Source organism: Paenibacillus motobuensis (genome assembly GCF_039521865.1).
Classification (GTDB): domain Bacteria; phylum Bacillota; class Bacilli; order Paenibacillales; family Paenibacillaceae; genus Fontibacillus; species Fontibacillus motobuensis.
Window position 1 is genome coordinate 60256 of record NZ_BAAACX010000016.1, and the last position, 14505, is coordinate 74760.

17 protein-coding genes are annotated in these 14505 nt (G+C 47.9%); 15 read left to right on the top strand and 2 right to left on the bottom strand.

The annotated features are described in order from the left end of the window. Positions 1–20 precede the first annotated feature (20 nt). Positions 21–1643 carry a family 10 glycosylhydrolase gene (locus ABD014_RS18085; protein WP_343863350.1) on the top strand — a complete coding sequence of 541 codons (1623 nt, stop codon included), beginning with the start codon at positions 21–23 and terminating at the stop codon, positions 1641–1643. Positions 1644–1750: 107 nt separating this feature from the next. Beyond that, positions 1751–2713 (top strand): patatin-like phospholipase family protein, encoded by a 963-nt coding sequence (locus ABD014_RS18090; RefSeq protein ID WP_343863352.1) that lies wholly within the window; start codon positions 1751–1753, stop codon positions 2711–2713. Between the two features lie 201 nt (positions 2714–2914). On the opposite strand, the gene ABD014_RS18095 is transcribed toward ABD014_RS18090, so the two are convergent. Both ABD014_RS18095 and ABD014_RS18100 read right to left on the bottom strand, forming a co-directional pair. Continuing rightward, positions 2915–3241 (bottom strand): hypothetical protein, encoded by a 327-nt coding sequence (locus ABD014_RS18095; RefSeq protein WP_343863354.1) that lies wholly within the window; start codon positions 3239–3241, stop codon positions 2915–2917. A 7-nt stretch (positions 3242–3248) separates the two neighbouring features. Continuing rightward, on the bottom strand, positions 3249–4250 hold the full coding sequence (locus ABD014_RS18100) for a DUF1385 domain-containing protein (RefSeq protein ID WP_343863357.1): 1002 nt from the start codon (positions 4248–4250) through the stop codon (positions 3249–3251). Positions 4251–4555: 305 nt separating this feature from the next. Between ABD014_RS18100 and ABD014_RS18105 the strand changes: the two genes are divergently transcribed. The 13 genes from ABD014_RS18105 (at position 4556) to spoIIIAG (ending at position 14390) form a co-directional block, all read left to right on the top strand. Next, positions 4556–5053 carry a YqhR family membrane protein gene (locus ABD014_RS18105; protein WP_343863360.1) on the top strand — a complete coding sequence of 166 codons (498 nt, stop codon included), beginning with the start codon at positions 4556–4558 and terminating at the stop codon, positions 5051–5053. A 127-nt stretch (positions 5054–5180) separates the two neighbouring features. Then, complete coding sequence (aroQ, locus tag ABD014_RS18110) at positions 5181–5618, top strand: type II 3-dehydroquinate dehydratase (protein WP_343863362.1); 438 nt, start codon at positions 5181–5183, stop codon at positions 5616–5618. Between the two features lie 57 nt (positions 5619–5675). Further along, on the top strand, positions 5676–6749 hold the full coding sequence (locus ABD014_RS18115) for a M24 family metallopeptidase (RefSeq protein WP_343863364.1): 1074 nt from the start codon (positions 5676–5678) through the stop codon (positions 6747–6749). 35 nt (positions 6750–6784) lie between these two features. Then, positions 6785–7342, top strand: coding sequence for an elongation factor P (gene efp / locus ABD014_RS18120; protein ID WP_343863366.1), 558 nt, complete (start codon positions 6785–6787; stop codon positions 7340–7342). Positions 7343–7602: 260 nt separating this feature from the next. Next, positions 7603–8856 carry an aspartate kinase gene (locus ABD014_RS18125; RefSeq protein WP_343863368.1) on the top strand — a complete coding sequence of 418 codons (1254 nt, stop codon included), beginning with the start codon at positions 7603–7605 and terminating at the stop codon, positions 8854–8856. 281 nt (positions 8857–9137) lie between these two features. Further along, complete coding sequence (locus tag ABD014_RS18130) at positions 9138–9404, top strand: YqhV family protein (protein ID WP_068781852.1); 267 nt, start codon at positions 9138–9140, stop codon at positions 9402–9404. A gap of 136 nt (positions 9405–9540) precedes the next feature. Then, on the top strand, positions 9541–10539 hold the full coding sequence (spoIIIAA, locus tag ABD014_RS18135) for a stage III sporulation protein AA (protein ID WP_343863371.1): 999 nt from the start codon (positions 9541–9543) through the stop codon (positions 10537–10539). Continuing rightward, entirely contained in the window at positions 10532–11050 is a 519-nt protein-coding gene (spoIIIAB, locus tag ABD014_RS18140) for a stage III sporulation protein SpoIIIAB (protein WP_343863373.1), read from the top strand. The genes spoIIIAA and spoIIIAB overlap by 8 nt, the downstream gene beginning before the upstream one ends. A gap of 57 nt (positions 11051–11107) precedes the next feature. Beyond that, positions 11108–11311: a stage III sporulation protein AC gene (spoIIIAC, locus tag ABD014_RS18145; RefSeq protein WP_036621734.1), complete on the top strand. Its 204-nt coding sequence runs from the start codon at positions 11108–11110 to the stop codon at positions 11309–11311. 10 nt (positions 11312–11321) lie between these two features. Continuing rightward, positions 11322–11711, top strand: coding sequence for a stage III sporulation protein AD (gene spoIIIAD / locus ABD014_RS18150; RefSeq protein ID WP_068781849.1), 390 nt, complete (start codon positions 11322–11324; stop codon positions 11709–11711). A gap of 17 nt (positions 11712–11728) precedes the next feature. Next, complete coding sequence (gene spoIIIAE, locus ABD014_RS18155) at positions 11729–12919, top strand: stage III sporulation protein AE (RefSeq protein WP_343863382.1); 1191 nt, start codon at positions 11729–11731, stop codon at positions 12917–12919. Positions 12920–12947: 28 nt separating this feature from the next. Next, positions 12948–13730, top strand: a complete 783-nt coding sequence (spoIIIAF, locus tag ABD014_RS18160) for a stage III sporulation protein AF (RefSeq protein WP_343863384.1) — start codon at positions 12948–12950, stop codon at positions 13728–13730. 21 nt (positions 13731–13751) lie between these two features. Beyond that, positions 13752–14390, top strand: a complete 639-nt coding sequence (gene spoIIIAG, locus ABD014_RS18165) for a stage III sporulation protein AG (RefSeq protein WP_343863386.1) — start codon at positions 13752–13754, stop codon at positions 14388–14390. Positions 14391–14505 lie beyond the last annotated feature (115 nt).

Below are 14505 nucleotides of genomic sequence, written 5' to 3' on the forward strand. Positions count from 1 at the left end.
ATATCAATCGGAGGTAACAGATGAAATTACGAACATGGTTTATTCCGCTACTCATTCTACTCATTGTCTGGCCGTTTGCTGGTGCGGCACGGACAGAAGCAGCATCAGCCAGTACGATTCAGATCTATCTGAATGGTGATCTGCTCCCAAGCGATACTACACCTTATTTAAAGCCTAAAGAAAATGTCACCATGGTCCCGCTTCGCGTCATTAGCGAAGGCCTGGGAGCTAGCGTGCTTTGGTCACAGGCCACGAAGACGGCGACAATTCAGAAGAACGGCAACAAGTTGGTGCTGATCACTGGCCAGGGTGTTGCCGAGGTGAATGGAAGCTCGGTTGCGCTCGACGTATCGGTTGAGAATATACGAGGTCGCACCATGGTCCCGATTCGCTTCGTCAGTGAGCAGCTTGGACTCGATGTAGTCTGGAATCAATCATTGAAGACGATATCGCTGACTTCCAAGGATGGAGATCCTCAGCTGCCGGGAGAGGAAGGACAGAACCCACAGCCGCCTGTGAATCCGCCGCAGGTAAGTAACGAGCTCCGCGGCGCATGGGTCTCCACGGTGTATAATCTGGATTGGCCAAGCAGTACTTCTGCTGGAAAGGCAGATTCGCAGAAGCAGGATTATGTGAAGCTGCTTGATGATCTGCAAGGGATGGGCATTAATGCAGTATTCGTTCAGGTACGGCCTTCCGGAGATGCGTTCTATCCTTCGGACCTCGTGCCGTGGAGTACTTATCTAACAGGAGTCTCCGGTAAAGATCCTGGTTATGATCCACTTCAGTTTATGATTGAGGAGACTCATCGCCGCGGGATGGAATTCCACGCCTGGTTCAACCCGTTCCGAGCTAGTGTGGATACGAATACAGCCAAGCTGGCGAACAATCATGTAGCTAACAGTCAACCAGAATGGATCGTAAAGTTTGCCAATAAACTGTATATCAATCCGGGTATACCGGATGCTCGCAAACATGTAATTGATACGATTATGGAAGTAGTGAACGGTTACGATATTGACGGAGTCCATCTAGATGATTACTTCTACCCGACAGGGGAGACGAAGACGAGCTATTTCAATGATGACAGCACTTATAAACAGTACAATTCCAAGCAGTTGAACAATAAGGGAGACTGGCGGCGCGACAATATTAACGAGTTCGTGAAGGATTTGGGCAGAAGTATTCATCAGGTGAAGCCAAATGTATCCTTTGGTATCAGTCCTTTTGGAGTTTGGCGCAATAAGAGTACAGACGCGACTGGATCAGATACGAAGGCTGGCATCACCGCTTATGATAGTACGTATGCGGATGTAAGAGCCTGGATACAGAATGACTGGGTTGATTATGTGGCTCCGCAAATTTATTGGAGTATGAGCTTCAATCTTGCCAAGTACGACACTTTGGTTGATTGGTGGGCAAAAGAGGTCGCAGGCAGCCGCGTCAAGCTGTATATCGGCCATGCTCCTTATAAGCTGGGAACCTCTGAAGCAGGCTGGAACAGCGCCCAGGAAATTATCAATCAGCTGACATACAATCGCAGCGTACCAGAAGTTAGCGGTAGCATCTTCTTCAGCGCCAAGGAACTAAGAAAGAATCCATTAGGACTTATACCTCTTCTGCAATCATTTTACGGTTTATAGAGTTGGATTGAACATGTATTCGGCTATTATAATTTCATAGTCATACGAACAGCCCTCATCATCATACATAAGCATTAGACTTGTGTATGGGATGGAGGCTTTTTTATATGCTGATAAACGGTGTATTTGAAGGAGGGGGCGTTAGGGGCATCTCGCTCGCAGGGGCAGTCCGGGCAGCAGAGCTCCATGGCGGGAAATTCCATAAAGTTGCAGGAACATCGGCAGGCTCTATTGTAGCTTCCTTGATCGCAGCAGGTTATGATGCCGAAGAGATGAAGGATATTATTATGACGACGTCTTTCAGCAAATTTTTGAAGCGTGCGCCTGTTTTTAATATTGCGCTGATCGGGCCAGCATTGAGAGTGCTATTGAAAAAGGGTCTATACTCAGGCGAAGCTCTAGAGGAATGGATCAGGCAAATATTGCTTAAAAAAGGGGTGCGGACCTTTAGTGATCTGGAGAAGGGGCGGCTGAGAATTATCGCTTCAGATATTACCAGCAGTAGAATTCTGGTTCTCCCGGATGATCTGGAGAAGCTTGGCATTAAGCCGGGCGGGTTTGAAGTGGCGCGTGCCGTGAGGATGAGCTGTAGTATCCCCTATTTCTTCGATCCTGTCTTGCTTAGGTTGCCTCCTAAGGAAGCAAAGGGCAAGACGTTTGCGGAGCAATTTCTGCATATCGTCGATGGCGGTCTACTGAGCAATTTCCCTTTATGGCTGTTCGATCGTGAGACCCCTAGGGGTGGGGATAAGAGAATTCCGACGGTCGGCTTCCAGATGGTCGGCAAGAACAGCAATCAGCCCCATCTCATCCGTGGCCCGTTCTCTATGCTGGAGGCTATGGTAGCCACGATGCTGTCAGCTCATGATGAGCGGTATATCGAGCAGACCAACCGTTACCGGACCATCAAGATACCAACCCTTGGCATTGGCACTACCCAGTTCGATATTACTCAAGAAGAAAGCCTGCTGCTTTATGAATCCGGACTCAGATCCGGGGAACGCTTCTTCAAAGATTGGAATGACCAATACTATGAGGCGCAATTCAAAAAGTATCAGCAGGCGAAATGAGATTAAAAAGTTCAATTTTGATAAGAAAACCTTTAACGAGGCCATTCAAGGATGAGCGACCGCGATTCAAAGGTAGGCTTTCTTGCGATATAGAATTTCATCAGCTCGCTGATAACTTATAAATTCTATATCTAACACGAAGTTATTCAAGAAGTAATCTGGTGCTGAAAATCGAACTTTTTAATATTTATTTTATTACGTTTAATGGTATCTTGGCATGTTGTCATCATTTTTGCCTTTTTGACCATCGATCACTTGAAAAGGATAAGCTTTACGCTTCTGTCCGGGTGAGGTCGAGCGGCGTTCTGCCGCTAATTTGGACATCGTTCGGGCGGAAGGCTTCACTTTGGGGTTCTGTCTTCTATACTTACGCGGAGGATACTTATAGAGTAGGAATACGATTCCTACAATAAGGGCCGGGATTAGAATTCCGGTCCAATTCGTTGATCCTCTGCCAAACAGTCCATCTACAATACCAAAAGCTGCAAGTGCGATCAGTGCCCAAAATACGATGGCCTGTTTCTTCATAACTACATCATCCTTTCACGGGATCCAGAGCCGAGTGATTCGGTGTTGGATGGAGGGCTCCCTCTTGTTCAACCTGCGCATCCAGTTCGCGCATCCGGTTGAAGGAAGCGATCGATACTTCAAGCTGCTCTAGATTCGGTTCCTTGGTCGTTAACAGCTGCAGCCACAATCCGGGATAACCGAGATAACGAAGGATAGGAATATCTCTCATCGCATTCGTAATCCGCAGCATTTCAAAGGATACACCAATAACTACAGGCAACAGCAGAAGACGAATATAAATCCGCTCCCATAGCGTATCCCAGCTAAAGATAGGCAAGGAGTAAATAACAACTCCAATAATAACTGTCAAAATAATGAAGCTGCTGCCACAGCGATAATGCAAGCGACTGTATTTCTGCACTTTCTCAGGGGTCAGCTCTTCACCCGCCTCATAGGCGCTAATGACTTTATGTTCAGCCCCGTGATATTGGAATAACCTCTTGATCACAGGGGTCTGTGACATGATCCATAAATAGGCGAGCAGAAGGACGATCTTGATGACTCCTTCAACCAGCGTATGCAGGGTTTGATTATCAAATGCGTGCTGGAATAGAAATTGCTCGACAACTGCAGGGACAAGCGTAAAGATAAGCTTCCCGACGATAAAGGATAATACTCCGGCGATAGCAACGCCAAAAATCATTCCCATCGACAGTCCAGACTCCTCTTTCTCCTTCTGCTTGGCGCGCTCTTCTGGTTCCATCTCGTCGTCAGCCATTGCCTCTGCTGAATAATTCAGGTGCTTAGAGCCTTTGGCACTGGAATCGATGATACTGACCAGACCGCGAATGAGCGGGATTTTGCGGAGCCGCTTCACCCAGTTCTTATCCTGTTTGGGTACTTCCAGAAATGAAATCTCTCCATCCTTACGGCGTACTGCCGTAACATTAACGTGTTTACCGCCGAACATAACTCCTTCAATGACGGCTTGGCCGCCGTAAATCGCGGGTTTTGATTCCTCAGGCAAATATTTCACCTTCCCTAAAATATTAATTGATATTTAGCAATTCTCTCGATTCCGGCGGACGAAAAAGTATAGGTCTAACTGGAATAATTCCATTGTAACGAAATTCGCGGTCAAATTCTAGTTTGTTTAGATTAGTGCCTTTTAAATTGCGCATACTAACCCATAAACTATGAATAAGTGTTCAAAAAGGTCGGTTTTCAGCGCTGTAATCAAAAGCGGATTTTTTTGAATTACCTTGTGAAGAGAAAGGAAGATGCTGTGTGGACCCACAAGGCCATAACCCTAAAAATGGGACAAATATTTGGATGTTTACGTTAGAAATCGGTTTGTTCGGAGGATTAATCTGGGGGGGGATCAAGGGGGTTTTTTATTTTATGCGCTTAACGACGGTCGTTCCCGGATTCATGGTAGAGCCCTTTTTCAAAAGCCAATTCTTGAAGAGCCAACCTGGATACTATGTCGGTTGGGGGGCCTTTATCGTCTTTTCACTTCTGGCTACTCTGATATACGTTCTTATCTTCCGCAAGTTTAGTGGTCCGGTGCCTGGGATTCTCTATGGTATCGCCTGGTGGGTGATTCTGTTTGTTCTGGCCGGCCCGACCCTGCATTTGATGGAGCCGCTTCGTAAACTGTCTATGAATACGATCATCAGTGAATTCTGTCTCTATTTGTTATGGGGCCTCTTTGTAGGATATTCTACGGCACATGAATACACGGATGAGAGAAAGCGTGAACCACAGGAAATGTCGGATAAGCCACAGAAGAATCCGCTTAAGAAGCCCACGGAGAATCCCCAGCATTAGGGACAAAAAGCTTCTCAATTGACTCCTTCCTATGTTAAAATTACTTTTGGTTCATGTTCGAAAAGTACGGATATTCTCTTTTTGAACGGTATCGTTACTGGTTATATCAAAGGAAGGGTGATCAGCGATGTATAACATCCTGGTGCTGAACGGGCCTAACCTGAATATGCTTGGTGTTCGTGAGCCTGGAATCTACGGCTCCGAAAGTTTAAGCGATATCGAGGTCAAGCTGAGTAAGCTGGTAGAAACAGAAGAGTTGTCCCTCACGTTCTTTCAATCGAATCATGAGGGTGAACTCATCGATAAGATTCATGCAGCTTACGGGTCATGCGACGGCATTTTGATTAACCCCGGGGCACTTACCCACTACAGCTATGCACTACACGATGCGCTGACTACGGTGAAGCTTCCGGTGGTTGAAGTGCATCTATCCAACATTCATGCACGTGAAGCCTTCCGCCATCATTCTGTCATTGCTCCAATTGCAATTGGACAGATTTCCGGCTTTGGATCGTTCGGATATGAGATGGGCCTGTTGGCGTTGAAGCGTCATTTGAGCATGTAGTGGATGCGGCACACGCATGGATTTGCAAGAGAAAGCTGATATTAAGGAGAGTTAATTATGGTGAGCACACGTGTTACTCGGCTCCGCGAAGCGATGGCAAGCCATCAAGTGGAAGCCGTTTTAGTTACCGGTGATGTGAACCGCCGCTATTTGACGGGCTTTACCGGGACCTCTGGTTATGTCCTGATTACGCAGCAGAAGGCTTATTTGTTGACGGACTTCCGCTACACTACGCAGGCGGCAGAGCAGGCCAAAGAGTTCGAAATCGTGAAGCATGCCCCGGTCGTTACGGATACAGTCAAGGAATTACTTGCGACAGAACGGATCAACCGGCTTGGATTCGAGGAGGACAATGTAGTCTACTCGACTTACCGCAGCTATATGAGCGGACTCGCTCCTTGCGAGCTGGTTCCTGTCAAGGGATTGGTTGAAGGTCTACGGACGTTCAAGGATGAAGGTGAGCTGGCAATTATGAAGCAAGCAGCTGATTTGGCTGACCGCACCTTCATGCATATGCTGGATGTAATCAAGCCAGGGGTTACCGAGCAGGACATGGCGCTTGAAATGGAAATGTTCATGCGCAAGAATGGAGCGACTTCAAGCTCATTCGATACGATCGTTGCATCCGGAGTGCGGTCGTCTCTTCCTCATGGCGTTGCCAGCGGCAAGGTGATTGAGAGTGGAGACCTGGTTACTTTGGATTTCGGGGCGCTGCTGGGTGGATACTGCTCGGATATTACCCGTACGGTGATGGTAAGTACGCCTGATGCCAAGCAACGTGAAATATATGACATTGTTCTTGAAGCTCAGCTACATACGCTTGAGCATCTGCGTCCGGGCATGACTGGGCGCGAAGCGGACGCTCTTGCCCGCGATATCATCACTCGCTATGGCTATGGGGAACAATTCGGCCACAGTACAGGACATGGACTCGGGATGGAGGTTCACGAAGCTCCTAACCTGTCCGTGAGAAGTGATACCGTCCTTCAACCAGGTATGGTTGTGACAGTTGAACCGGGAATTTATATTCCGGGATTCGGCGGAGTACGGATTGAAGATGACGTCGTCATGACGGAGAATGGCAACCGTCGTTTGACGGAATCGAGCAAAGACTTTACGATTATTTCGTAGATTATATCTTTAACCTATTTGAGGAGGTTCTTTTAGTGATTTCAGTTAACGATTTTAAAACAGGCTTGACCGTCGAGGTAGACGGCGATATTTATACGGTGCTTGATTTTCAGCACGTTAAACCTGGTAAGGGTGCAGCATTCGTTCGCTCTAAATTGAAAAACCTCCGTAACGGAAACACCGTAGAGAAAACATTCCGTGCTGGTGAGACGATTGGACGAGCTTTGATCGAAAACCGCGATGTGCAATATCTATATGCTAGCGGTCAAGATCACGTATTTATGGATAACGAGACTTATGACCAATTCAGCTTGTCTGAAGAGCAGTTGAAGTGGGAACTCAACTTCCTGAAAGAGAATATGAACGTTAAGATCGTCAGCTATCAAGGTGAGATTCTTGGCATCAACCTGCCGAACAGCGTTGAACTGAAAGTCGTTGAGACTGAGCCTGGAATCAAGGGCAACACAGCGACTGGTGCAACCAAGAATGCGAAGGTTGAGACTGGCCTAAACGTTCAAGTACCTTTGTTCATCAATGAAGACGACATACTGCTAATCGATACTCGCGAAGGAAAATATATTTCCCGCGCGTAAGTTTGCTGTCTGCAAGAATGGCGAAATGCCGTATAACGATTGTTTACCTCTCCATCTATTATTAGGTGGAGAGTTTTTTGTACATATATGTATGTGGATTTAAGCTTTGTATGGGAAATTCTTAAATATCTCTGCAAAAAGCATTGACTTCATTCGGGTTTTCCGTATTATACTGTTTTAAAGCATTACTGAAGCAATAGAATATAAAATGAACGAGACAACAAAGCAAAAGTGTGTTGGATATCAGGGAGGGAGTTAGTTTGGCAGTATATGTTATGAAGTTCGGGGGCAGCTCGGTAGGAGATTCAGAGCGCATGAAACGTGTCGCCCGGCGGATCATTGAGAAGCAGGACGAAGGCCATCAGGTGATGGTTGTCGTATCGGCTATGGGAGATACAACCGATGATTTAATTGATCAGGCAAATATGCTTAGCAATAATCCGCCACAACGTGAGATGGATATGCTGCTGACGACAGGGGAACAAATATCGATCGCTTTGTTGTCGATTGCGATCCATGAGATGGGCCGTAAGGCGGTATCCTTTACTGGGTGGCAAGCTGGATTTCGCACAGAAGCGGAGCATGGCAGAGCGCGAATTACGGATATTCGACCTGAACGCGTGCAGCGGGCTCTGAACGAGGGCAATATCGTCATCGTAGCCGGTTTCCAAGGGATGACCGAAGAGGGAGAGATTACGACCTTTGGACGCGGCGGCTCCGACACTACAGCAGTGGCTCTAGCTGCAGCGACAGCTGCAGATTATTGCGAAATATATACGGATGTTGATGGAATTTATTCGACAGATCCGAGAATCGTGAAGAATGCTCGCAAGTTAAATGAAATCTCGTATGACGAGATGCTGGAGCTGGCAAACTTAGGTGCAGCCGTACTGCATCCGCGCGCTGTTGAGTACGCCAAGCAGTTCCAGGTTCGTCTTGTCGTTCGTTCGAGCTTTAATCATAATGAAGGCACAGTCGTGAAGGAGGAAGCTACAATGGAACAAGGTGTAGTGGTGAGCGGAATCGCTTATGATAAGAATGTGGCAAGAATCAGTATTCTGGGAGTGTCCCACGTTCCAGGAGTTCTGGCTAAGGTATTTGGCTCTCTGGCGGATGCGAAGATTAACGTAGATATTATCGTACAGAGCGGCGTAGAAGACGGTAAAGCCGATTTCTCCTTTACAGTTGGACTGGATGACCGTGAGAATGCCCTGGATGTACTAAGTACGATTCGGTCGGAAATTCCTTACGATGACGTAACCTACGAAGATGGGCTAGTCAAAATTTCAATCGTAGGAGCTGGTATGGTTAGCCACCCGGGCGTAGCTGCTGAAATGTTCGATGTCATCTCGAAGCAGGGTGTGAACATCAAGATGGTCAGCACCTCGGAGATCAAGGTGTCCTGTGTGATCGAAGGAACCAAGCTTAATGAGGTCATTAAGGCCCTTCATACAGCTTACGGCTTGGATACGGAGAGCCAGGTATTCGTTGGAGGTCCGCAAGATCGTCGCTAGGCTCTGATAGAAGCGATTCAATATAATAAGGCGGAAAAATGAAGTAGAAGTCGTATGACCGAACCATCGGTTATACGGCTTCTTTCTTTTTTTAATAGTGACGTTCAAAAAGGCCGGTTTTCAGCACCGAGAAGGTTGGATAAAGCTAGGGAGTGAGGAGCATCCATGAATTGGCCTCGATTGGTTTTCTTATCAAAAGTGGACTTTTTGAACAACCTCTAATAAAAGAAGATAGTTGGGCATATGGATAAGAGAGTGCGATGGGACGAGAGGAGGTTCATATGCTTGATAAATTTGTAACCAGTATGTCGTTGATCCGGATTCTATCAGGAACGATCGAAATTATGGCAGCTCTGCTTATGTTAAGGCTAGGACGCGTTGATAAGGCGTTGGCCGTCAACTCGGCCCTGGCTCTTGTTGGGCCAACCGTGCTGATTGTAACGACTTCCATTGGGCTCGCAGGAATGGCGGATAAGTTGTCATGGGGCAAAATGCTATGGATCGCTATAGGCGTTGGCTGTCTCTTAATCGGTATTTTAAAAAAATGATAGATTCCCCGTCATAATCACCGAGTACAAGCATACACATGAGATATGAATATTCTTCAATAGAAGTAAGGCTAGATCTAGAGAAAATACTAAAAGTGAGTGTTCAAAAAGAAGAGCAGGCTTTGGGGGTACGAGAATGAACCCGAACTGGTTGATGGTATTTCCCGACAAACTCCGACATCTGCTGCTTAAGCTGCCCCCTTCGATCTTTGCAAGATTGGAGGAAATTCGCATTCGAGAAGGACGCCCGCTGGAAGTCAACACGGGGGGGCGATACTACTTCCTTACAGCGGAAGGTGGGATGACCCGGGATGCCGGCGCCGCATTCAGAACAGACAAGCAGGATAGCAAGCACCTGCTCGATCTGATTACCAACCACTCCATGTATACGATGGAAGAGGAACTGCGGCGTGGATTTATTACGATTGCAGGCGGTCATCGAATTGGACTTGCAGGGAGGACGGTGCTTAGCGGCGGCAAGGTGGAGTATATCCGTGATATTAGCGGGTTTAACATCCGGATTGCCCGTGAGGTGTGCGGAGCTGCCGATCCAGTATTACCCCAGTTGTTGGATTTCAAGCATAACAGTGTGCTTCATACCCTGATTCTGTCACCCCCCCAGCACGGGAAGACAACTTTGATCCGCGATCTTGCTAGACAAATTAGCAGCGGAACCTGGGGTCATCCGGAGGCGAGGTGGCCGGGGTTGAAGGTGGCAATCGTCGATGAGAGATCGGAAATTGCTGGCAGCATGAACGGCGTTCCGAATTATGATGTTGGACCACGGACTGATGTGATGGACGGATGCCCAAAGGCGGAAGGAATGATGATGATGATACGCTCCATGTCGCCAGAGGTGATGGTAGTTGATGAGATCGGCAGGCCGGAGGATGCTGAGGCTCTGGCAGAGGCGCTGCATGCAGGAGTTCGCGTGATAGCTACCGCGCATGGGTCGGGCATGGATGACTTGAGCTCCCGGCCAGCACTATCCAGGCTGCTGCAATCAGGTTTCTTCCAAATGTATGTTGTCTTGAGGCGCAGCGATCAAGGCTTGTCATTTCGGCTATGGGATGGCAAGAGAAGAGGGGTTCCACTCTATAATCCGGGAATGAAGGGCAGGGAAGCGGATGCTTAAAATGCTGGGAGCTGTGCTCGTCATAGCCGCTACGACACTGGCCGGATGGGTACAAGCAAGGCAGTACGCCAACCGTCCGCAGCAGATCCGGCGCCTAATCCTCGCGCTGAAACGGCTGGAAACTGAGATCATGTATGGGTTCACGCCACTGCCGGAAGCACTTATCCGAATTGGTGAGCAGAGTGGTGGAGCAGTCGGAGCAATCTTCCTCACGGCCGCACAGAATATGAAGCCGCCAGATAACAGTACAGCGCAGCATGCGCTGCAGCTCGCGATCGAAGCGGGCTGGAAGGCGACAGCGATGAAGACGGCAGAGCAGGAGATTATGAGGCAGTTCAGTTATACGCTCGGGACAAGCGATCGTAAGGACCAGCTTGGACATATTGCCACAGCGGTCCGTCAGTTGGAGAGCGAGGAGCAAGAGGCGCGTGAAGAGCAGAACCGTTACGAGAAAATGTTCAGAAGCTTAGGACTGCTGTTTGGTGCATTTATCGTCATTGTGATGTATTGAGATCAAGTCTCCTTGTCCAATTGTCACCGGTGAAACTAATTGTGAGGTGCCATATCAATGAACATAGAAGTGAACGCAATCTTTCAAATTGCAGGCATCGGAATCATTATCGCCATGATTCATACGGTACTGAAGCAGATGGGGAAAGAAGACATGGCCCATTGGGTGACGTTGATCGGATTTGTTGTCGTGCTATTCATGGTCATCCGCCTGCTTGACAATTTGTTCCAGGAGATCAAATCGATCTTCTTGTTCCAGTAGGTGAGCGGCTGTGGAAATGATTCAGATTGTAGGAATCGGGTTATTAGCAACAGTGCTGATCCTCGTTATTAAAGAACAAAAGCCGATGTTTGCCTTCCTGATCGGGGCAAGCACGGGTATATATATCTTCTTATATCTGATTGGCAAGATTGGCGGAATTATCGATGTGTTGGAGGAACTGGCAGCATCCTCTGGTGTGCAAATGATCTATCTGAAGACGATTCTCAAGATTATAGGCATCGCCTACATCGCTGAGTTTGGAGCACAGATCGTCAGGGATGCCGGCCAGGAGGGTATTGCCTCAAAGATAGAATTGGCGGGCAAAGTTATGATTATGGTCCTGGCCATTCCGATTATCAGCATCATCATCGAGACCGTCATCAAGCTGCTGCCGACATAGCTAAGGTGGGACCTGAGATGAGATCAATACAATTGAACTTTACACATAGGACGTTGATCCTGCTCGTCCTGGGCTTTGTAATCCTGTGGCCGATCCGCGTCATGGCTGAAGGGCCAGATAACAGTTGGATTGAACGGCAGGCCGAACAATTGCCAACGGATGAAGTGGAATCTTACTGGCAGAAGCTGATGAAGGAGTATGGCGGCTTTTTCCCCGATCAGAAGGTTCCCTCATTTATGGACATGTTGGTTCAGGAAGATCAGGGATTCACCATAAAGACAGGCTTCCTAGGTCTGATGCGATATATGTGGCATGAAGTGCTGTACAACGGACATATTCTCGTCACCATCGTACTTCTGTCGATCTTCAGCATGATACTGGAGACACTGCAATCAGCATTTGAGCGTAAGCAAGTGAGCAAGGTTGCGTACTCCATCTGCTTCATGGTCATTCTGGTGCTGGCAATCAACAGCTTCCATGTAGCGATTAATTACGCCACGGAGGCGATTACCGGGATGATTGACTTTATGATGGCAATGGTCCCGCTGCTCTTCACCTTACTTGCTTCCATGGGAAATGTAGCGACAGTGTCGGTCACTCATCCGCTTGTTGTATTTATGGTTCATACCGTAGGCACTTTGGTTCATACCGTGGTATTTCCATTATTGTTCTTCTCGGCAGTTCTGCATATCGTCAGCACTTTATCAGACAAGTATAAGCTGACTCAGCTTGGTAATTTGCTGCGGACGATCAGCATGAGCTTGCTGGGTATCCTGTTAACCGTATTCCTCGGCGTCATATCAATTAAGGGAATCGCTGGTTCCGTCGTCGATGGCGTAACGCTCCGGACGGCGAAGTACTTAACCGGAAACTTCGTTCCGGTCGTTGGGAAGGTGTTCGCCGATGCCACCGACACCGTAATATCAGCTTCGTTGCTTGTCAAAAATTCAATCGGTCTGGTTGGGGTAATCATCCTGTTATTCTTATGTGCCTTTCCAGCCATTAAAATATTGGTTCTCGCATTAATCTTCAATCTATCTGCAGCGGTGATGCAGCCGCTTGGAGATACGCCGATTGTGACTTGTCTCGATACGATCGGCAAGAGCATGATATACGTATTTGCGGCCTTGGCCGCAGTAGGATTGATGTTCTTCCTGGCGATCACAATTATGCTGACTGCGGGAAATGTGACGGTGATGATGAGATGAGGAACTGAGGTAAGGCGGTGAGACAAGCATGAACTTCCTAGGAGATTGGCTGAAACAAATAATTATTATCGTTCTGTTCGCGGTCTTCATTGACCTGCTCCTGCCTAATCGGGCGATGGAACGTTATGTCCGCTTTGTGGTCAGCCTGTTGATTCTACTAACGCTAATTGCTCCTGTGGTTCGCATCTTCACACCGGAAGCCAAGCAAAAGCTAGAGATCGCGCTCACAGATAGCTTAATCGATTCGGACAGTAGGGACACGCAGCAGAGTACACTGGCTATTCTACGCCAAGGTGAGGAACTGAGAACGACGCAGGAAGCTGAAGCTCTCCAATGGACGGCAGAGGAGGCAGCCAGACAGATGAAGCAGTCGATAGAACAGGAGACAGGCCATCCCGTCAGCCGCGTTACTGTAAAGCTCGTCAATGAAGCTCAGGATTCCCGCAGTTCATCAGAGTTCCCTACCCAGACAAAGCAGTTAGTCTACTCCTTAGTTGAAGTGGTCATGGCTTCGGGTAACCAAGCAGCGAGTGACGAGGAGACACAGTCCGATAGGAGAATCACGGTTCAGTCGGTCAATCAAGTGAAGATCGATGTTGACTTGAAATCTCCATCCTCGACTGATCCATCGGAAAGCACCATTCAGGACGGCCAGACGCAGGCTGTTATGGCCGACGAGGAGGGTCCAGTCTCTAAGACTACTGAAGCGGCTCTGAAGAAGATCAGTTCTGGACTGGAGAAGCAGATCGAAGACCTGTTGGGCGAGAGGTGGGGGGTTCCCCGAGAATCAGTGACGGTAATGACTCAATAATTTATTTATGGAGGTGAAGCGATGCTTGGATGGTTGAAGAAGCTGGAGCAGTGGATCGGCAAAGGAGGGGACGGCAAGAGAGCACAATCCTTTCGCCTCGTATTAATTCTCGGTCTTGTCGGTCTCGCGCTAATGATCATATATTCCTTCGTAAACGTGAAGCAGATTGATTCTGGCGGGGACGGAAGAGAGCCACCAGTAATGCAAAATGTCTCTGCTCCCGCTACACCAGGAGCAGAAGGGGATGGGCCTTTTGCTGAGATCGAGTATTCCCTGGAGAGTAAAACCAAAGAGATATTGGAGAAAATCGTTGGGGTGGGAGCTGTTGATGTGATGGTCAGCGTGGACTCAACGGAAGAAGTTGTTGTACAGCGCAATATGAAGGATACACAGGAGTTAACGGATGAGACGGATAAGGACGGCGGCAAGCGCCATGTTACGCAATATACTCGTGACGGTCAGATCGTCACTTACGAATCCTCTGGCAATGAACAGCCGATTATTACGAAAAAAATCAAGCCCAAGGTTCGCGGTGTCCTTGTCGTAGCGAAGGGGGCCGAGAACAAGACGGTCAAAGGATTAATTGTAGATGCTGTGGAGAAAGGACTGAATGTGCCGGCTTTTCGGATATCAGTCGTGCCCCGCAAGCAATCACAATAGAAAACTGAAAACTGACCATTTTGAACCTAATTGTAATGAGGAAGTTTAGAAAGTCCAATTTTGATTACGAAGTGACTCAGGAAGAGAACTCGACATCGAATCTTGAAACACTCAC

Coding starts and splice junctions, on each gene's coding strand:
- spoIIIAG (WP_343863386.1), top strand. CDS start 13,752: ATGCTTGGATGGTTGAAGAAGCTGGAGCAGTGGATCGGCAAAGGAGGG.
- spoIIIAC (WP_036621734.1), top strand. CDS start 11,108: ATGAACATAGAAGTGAACGCAATCTTTCAAATTGCAGGCATCGGAATC.
- ABD014_RS18105 (WP_343863360.1), top strand. CDS start 4,556: ATGTTTACGTTAGAAATCGGTTTGTTCGGAGGATTAATCTGGGGGGGG.
- ABD014_RS18085 (WP_343863350.1), top strand. CDS start 21: ATGAAATTACGAACATGGTTTATTCCGCTACTCATTCTACTCATTGTC.
- spoIIIAA (WP_343863371.1), top strand. CDS start 9,541: ATGAACCCGAACTGGTTGATGGTATTTCCCGACAAACTCCGACATCTG.
- ABD014_RS18115 (WP_343863364.1), top strand. CDS start 5,676: ATGGTGAGCACACGTGTTACTCGGCTCCGCGAAGCGATGGCAAGCCAT.
- ABD014_RS18090 (WP_343863352.1), top strand. CDS start 1,751: ATGCTGATAAACGGTGTATTTGAAGGAGGGGGCGTTAGGGGCATCTCG.
- ABD014_RS18130 (WP_068781852.1), top strand. CDS start 9,138: ATGCTTGATAAATTTGTAACCAGTATGTCGTTGATCCGGATTCTATCA.
- spoIIIAF (WP_343863384.1), top strand. CDS start 12,948: ATGAACTTCCTAGGAGATTGGCTGAAACAAATAATTATTATCGTTCTG.
- spoIIIAB (WP_343863373.1), top strand. CDS start 10,532: ATGCTTAAAATGCTGGGAGCTGTGCTCGTCATAGCCGCTACGACACTG.
- aroQ (WP_343863362.1), top strand. CDS start 5,181: ATGTATAACATCCTGGTGCTGAACGGGCCTAACCTGAATATGCTTGGT.
- ABD014_RS18095 (WP_343863354.1), bottom strand. CDS start 3,241: ATGAAGAAACAGGCCATCGTATTTTGGGCACTGATCGCACTTGCAGCT.
- spoIIIAE (WP_343863382.1), top strand. CDS start 11,729: ATGAGATCAATACAATTGAACTTTACACATAGGACGTTGATCCTGCTC.